Annotated in this window: 1 protein-coding gene; it reads right to left on the bottom strand. The window is 64.1% G+C overall.

The window, feature by feature from the left end; all coding sequences use genetic code 11:
- Positions 1 to 281 (bottom strand): MCE family protein (locus GV790_RS30100; protein ID WP_375139446.1); only part of this gene is annotated, 281 nt, incomplete at both ends.

The raw sequence follows: 281 nt of genomic DNA, 5'->3' as shown, positions 1-281 counted from the left end.
TGACCTGCCCGAGGATCTCGTCACGCTGTCCGAACGTGGTGGCCAGTTCAGTTCGGCCGCCTGGATGATCAGCGCACTCAACGACACGCCGTCGCCTTGGAGCGCCTGGATGAGCGTTTCCGACAGCGAGTTCACCTGGTCCGGTTGCAGGACGCTGAACAGTGGCTCGAAACCCGACAGCAGCGCCGACACGTCGAAGGAGGGTTCGGTGCGCTCCAGTGAAATGTGCCCGCCCGGTTCGAGCGCCGTACCGTCACCCTCGCCGGGGATCAGTGCGATAT

This window comes from Nocardia cyriacigeorgica, assembly GCF_010858045.1.
Taxonomy (GTDB): domain Bacteria; phylum Actinomycetota; class Actinomycetes; order Mycobacteriales; family Mycobacteriaceae; genus Nocardia; species Nocardia cyriacigeorgica_E.
Note: the sequence above shows the minus strand (reverse complement) of the source record. Positions and strands in the feature narration are given on the sequence as shown.